This window comes from Delftia sp. ZNC0008, assembly GCF_000799035.1.
Classification (GTDB): domain Bacteria; phylum Pseudomonadota; class Gammaproteobacteria; order Burkholderiales; family Burkholderiaceae_C; genus Comamonas; species Comamonas tsuruhatensis.
The window spans coordinates 1-5,100 of the sequence record NZ_JTKZ01000792.1; the positions used below are offsets into that span (position 1 = coordinate 1).

The 5,100-nt window shown below is 67.9% G+C and carries 3 protein-coding genes; all 3 read right to left on the reverse strand.

Annotation, left to right across the window (positions count from 1 at the left end):
* Nucleotides 1–90 precede the first annotated feature (90 nt).
* The 3 genes from L995_RS25535 to L995_RS25545 are packed head-to-tail and all read right to left on the reverse strand — an operon-like array spanning nucleotide 91 to nucleotide 4,849.
* A complete protein-coding gene (locus L995_RS25535) occupies nucleotides 91–1,881 on the reverse strand; it encodes a hydantoinase B/oxoprolinase family protein (protein WP_047474117.1) in 1,791 nt (596 codons plus the stop codon).
* Complete coding sequence (locus L995_RS25540; protein ID WP_047474118.1) at nucleotides 1,878–3,974, reverse strand: hydantoinase/oxoprolinase family protein; 2,097 nt, start codon at nucleotides 3,972–3,974, stop codon at nucleotides 1,878–1,880. Before L995_RS25540 ends, L995_RS25535 begins: the two co-directional genes overlap by 4 nt.
* Nucleotides 3,975–3,988: 14 nt before the next feature.
* Nucleotides 3,989–4,849: a fumarylacetoacetate hydrolase family protein gene (locus L995_RS25545; protein WP_047474119.1), complete on the reverse strand. Its 861-nt coding sequence runs from the start codon at nucleotides 4,847–4,849 to the stop codon at nucleotides 3,989–3,991.
* Nucleotides 4,850–5,100 lie beyond the last annotated feature (251 nt).

A 5,100-nucleotide genomic window follows, 5' to 3' on the forward strand; every position in this document is an offset into this window, starting at 1 on the left:
CGCCCAGCGCGACATGGCGCAGCGCCAGGGCGCACCACAGGTCCCAGAGCCGCTCGGCCTGCAGGGCGTGGTCGGAGGCCATGGCCGTGCTCACTGCCCGTCCCAGGCCACGGCCGAGGTTGCCGCTGCGGCCGACGGAGACCTGCCGCTGCGCAGCGCCTGCGTGCCCTCGTGGTCCACCTGCCCCTGGCTGTCCAGCGCCACGCGGTAGACCTCGCGGGCCACCTGGGCGCTCACATAGCCTTCGCGCACGTCCTCGGCCACCTTGTCCAGTTCGCGCGCCAGCGGGTCGCCAAAGCCTCCGCCGCCGCCCGACAGCATGCGGTAGGCATCGCCGCGTTCCAGCCGCACGTTGAAGATCTTGGCGTTGGCATGGTCGGTCTTCCACTCGCCCTTGTGGCGCACGGCCAGGCCGTTGCCCATTGCGTCGCCGCCGCCCTCCAGGCCCCAGGGCTTGCAGTGCACGCGGTCGATGCGCGTGGTGACGGTGAAGGGCGACAGCGCCTGCACCACCATCTCCGCGCCCAGGCCGCCCCGGTACTGGCCCGCGCCGGCCGAGTCCTGGCGGATCTCGTACTTCTCCACCAGCACCGGGTACTTGGCCTCGAGCTGCTCGGTGGGGCTGTTGTGGGTGTCGCCGTCATTGATGCAGACGGTGACGGACACGCCGTCCTCGCGGCTCTTGGCGCCCCAGCCGCCGCCCAGCGGGCCGATGCCGACGATGAACAGCCGCCCGTCCTCGGGCAAGATGCCATGGATGTTGGGAAACACCAGGTCCGCATGGTGGCCCGCGATGGAGCGGTCGGGAATCGCGGGCGCCAGCGCCTTGAAGATGGTGTCGATCACCGTCATGGGGAAGGTCATCCACACGCGCATGGGATAGGGCCTCTCGGCGCTGATCACCGTGCCCATGGGCATGATCACCTTGAGCGGCCGGAAGCTCCCGTCGTTGACCGGGTAGTCGGTCGGCGTGGTGAGGCATTTGTAGGCCACCTGCGCGCAGGCGATGCCCGTGGTGAAGCCCGAGTTGTAGAAGCCGCGCACCTGCTTGGAGACATCCGACAGGTCCACCGTCATCTCGTCGCCCTGCACCGTGACCTTGACGCGGATGGGAATGCGCTTGCCGATGTCCAGCCCGTCGTCGTCCATGAAGGACTCGGCCTCGTACACACCATCGGGAATCGACAGCGTGTTCTTGCGCGCCACGGCCTCGCTGGAATCCATGATCTGCGCGATGGCGCCGTTGACCGCATCCACGCCATAGCGCTGCAGCAGTTCCACATAGCGGCGCTCGCCCGTGGTGATGGCCGTGATCTGCGCGCGCAGATCGCCCAGGGCACGCTCGGCCAGGCGCACGTTCATCGCGATGATGTCGATCAGGTCCTGGTTGACCTCGCCCTGGCGCTGGTACTTCATGATGGGGATCTGTATGCCCTCGCTGAAGATGTCCGTGGTGACGTTGCCCAGCGTGCCGCCCACGTCCAGCCAGTGGGCCATGCAGCAGGTGAAGCCTTCGAGACGGCCCTCATGGAACACCGGCATGGTGAACGTGAAGTGGTTCAGGTGGCTGCCGGTGGTGTAGGCATCGTTGGTGACCAGGATGTCGCCGGGCAGGATGTTCTCGTAGCCGAAATGGCGGATCTTGGCCTTGACCGTCTCCGACATGCCGCGGATGAACATGGGCAGGCCCAGGCCGATGGACACCGTGTCGCCCTCGCGCGTGAACAGGCCGACCGTGAAGTCCAGCGCCTCGTAGATGATGAGGTTGTAGGCCGTGCGCGTCAGGTTGGTCTTCATCTCCTCCGTGACGGCGTACAGGCCGTTGCGGATGATCTCGACGGTGACCGGATCGACGGGCCTGGAGTCAGTGGGGTGGTTCATGTGCGGTCGCTCCCGATGTCGATTTGCAGATTGCCCAGTTCGTCCACGCGCAGCCGGTCGCCGGGCTGCACGACGGTGGTGGATGCGTGTTCCTCGATCAGCGCGGGCCCCGCGATCTCGTTGCCCGCCAGCAGGCGCTCGCGCAGATGCACCGGCGTGTCCACCCAGCCGCTGGAGCGGAAATAGACGGGCTTGACCGTGCGCACGGAGGCACGGCCGGGCTCGGCACTGCCGCGCTCCACGCTGTGCCGGGGCGGTTTCTTCATCGTGCCCAGCACGGTGACGCGCAGGCTCACGAGGTCGGCCGGCTCCTGCGGGGCCGAGGTGCCGTAGCGCACCTTGTGCAGCTCGTCGAACTGGCGCTTGATGGCCGAGCGGTCCCGGCCCTCGAAGAAGGCCATGGGCAGGTCCACGGTCACCGCATGCTCCTGGCCCACGTAGCGCATGTCGGCGGCGCGCTCGATCACGATGCCGTCCGGCGCGATGCCGGACTGCGCCAGCGCGGCGCGGCCCTCGTCCTCCATGCTCTGGTAGGCGGCCTCGATCTCCTCGAAGGACACCTCGCCCAGCTTGCGGAACACCGAGCGCACATAGTCGTAGCGCAGGTCGGAGAACAGCATTCCGTAGGCCGAGAAATAGCCGGGCGCATAGGGAATCAGCACCTTGCGGATGCCGATCTCGCGCGCAATGGCCGAGGCGTGCAGCGGCCCCGCGCCGCCGTAGACGACCATGGTGAAGCTGCCCGCATCCAGGCCGCGCTCGGTGGTCACGGCCTTGACGGCATGCGACATCTGCGTCACGGCGATGCGCAGGATGCCGTCGGCCGCCTCGGTGGGCTCCAGTCCCAGCGGGGTCGCCACGCGCTCGGCCATCTGGCGCTGGCAGGCGTCCATGTCCAGCTGCAGCTCGCCGCCCAGGAAATGCTCCGCGTCCAGCCGGCCCAGCACCAGGTTGGCGTCGGTCACCGTGGGCTCCAGCCCGCCACGGCCATAGGCCACGGGGCCGGGGATGGAGCCGGCGCTCTGCGGGCCCACGCGCAGCGCGTTGCCCGTCTCCACGCGGGCGATGGAGCCGCCGCCCGTGCCTACTTCGTGGATGTCCATCATCGGGATCTGTATCGGCAGGGCCTGCTCGTAGCCGCCGATCAGCGCCGAGCCCGTGGTCAGCGGCCGGCCTTCGCTGATCACGCCGGCCTTGGCCGTGGTGCCGCCCATGTCGAAGGCGATGGCATCGCCCATGCCCAGTTGCGCACAGATGGCCTGGGCGCCGATCACGCCGGCCGCCGGACCCGATTCGAGCATGCGAACGCAGCCCACCTTGGCATGCTCGACCGGGAACAGGCCGCCCGTGGACTGCACGATGTAGAAATCGCCCTCGAAGCCCTTGCCGCCCAGGTGGCTCTCCAGCTGGCCCAGGTACTGCGACACGCGCGGCCCCACATAGGCATTGGCCACGGCGGTGGACACGCGCTCGAACTCGCGGTACTCCTGCGACAGCTCGTGCGAGGCGCAGACGAAGGCGCCCGGCATCTCTTCCTGCAGGATCTGCTTGACGCGCTGCTCGTGCGCCGGATTGCGGTAGGAGTGCAGCAGCAGCACGGCCACGGCCTCCACGCCCTGCCCTGCCAGCTCGCGGGCCAGCTCGCGCACGGCCGCCTCGTCCAGCGGCTTGTGCAGGCTGCCGTCGGCGCGCAGGCGCTCGGACACCTCATGGCGCAGCGAGCGCCGCACCAGCGGCTGGTGCTTGTTGAAGAACAGGTTGTAGGCATCGGGCCGGTTCACGCGGCCGATCTCGTAGATGTCGCGAAAGCCCTCGGTGATCAGCAGCGCGGTGTGGGCGCCATTGCGCTCCAGCAGCGTGTTGATGGCAATGGTGGAGCCGTGCAGGAACAGATGGCCGTCGCGCCAGTCGATGCCCGCGCTGTCTATCGTGGCCTGGATGCCGTTGACCAGCTCGCCATGCGTGGACAGGGCCTTGCCGAACAGCAGCCGGCCGCTGGCCTCGTCGAACGCCGCCATGTCGGTGAAGGTGCCGCCGATATCGACGGCAATGCGCAGCCGGGGCCGCTGCGAAATCGCTTGTTGGTTATCCATGAATTTCTCCGGAGTCAGACGGCAGCGGTATCCGTGCCGATGCGGTTGCGCAGCACGCCTAGCCCAGTGATCTCGACCTCGACCACATCGCCATGCTTCATGTACAGAGGCGGCTCGCGGCGGTCGCCCACGCCGCCCGGCGTGCCCGTGGCGATCACGTCGCCGGGCGACAGCGGCGTGAAGCGCGACACATAGGCCACGATGGTGGGGATGTCGAAGATCAGGTCGCCCAGGCTGGCCTGCTGCATCACGCTGCCGTTCAGGCGCGTCTGCAGCGCCAGGCTGCGCACGTCGGCCACCTCGTCGCGCGTGACCAGCCAGGGGCCGAAGGGCGCCGTGCCGGGAAAGTTCTTGCCGGGCGTGAACTGGTGCGTATGGCGCTGCCAGTCGCGCACGCTCACATCGTTGAAGCAGGCATAGCCGGCGATGTGGTCGAAGGCATCTTCCTTTGCAATGTGGCGCCCGCCCCGGCCGATGACGAAGGCCAGCTCGCCCTCCCAGTCGAAACGCTCCGAGAAGGCCGGGCGCAGCAGCTCGTCGCCATCGGCGGCCAGACTGTCGTTGAAGCGCAGGAACAGCGACGGGTGCTCGCTGTCGGCGCGCCGCGTCTCGGCCACATGGGTCTTGTAGTTCAGGCCCACGCAGAGGAGCTTGCCGGGGTTGGGGATGACGGGCAGCGCCTGGGTCTGCGCCGCATCGACGGGCACGGCGCCGGCCTGCAGGGCCTGCTCCAGCTCGCCCAGCGCCTGTGCGCGCAGCACGGACAGCAGGTCGGGATGGCGGGCGAGAAAGTCGGCGGGCGGCAGCAGGAAGCGCTCGGCCAGAACCTGCCCGTAGCGGGGCTGTCCGGCATGGATGAAGCTGGCGAGTTTCAACGGATTTTCCTTAGGTTCGGTGTCTGGAAAACCTGCCACGGCAAGGCCGCTGGCAAGGCATGACTGCACTGTAGAAATCCCGTTGATATCTGGATAGATAGAATTTCAGGCTTTCAGAATTGCCTCATCAGGCATACCTCAACCGGGTAACCACCATGCACCTGCCCAGCGTCAAGCTCTTCCTCGAGGTCTCCGAAGCCGGCAGCATCAGCAAGGTCGCGGCACGGCGGCACACCGTGCAGTCGACGCGG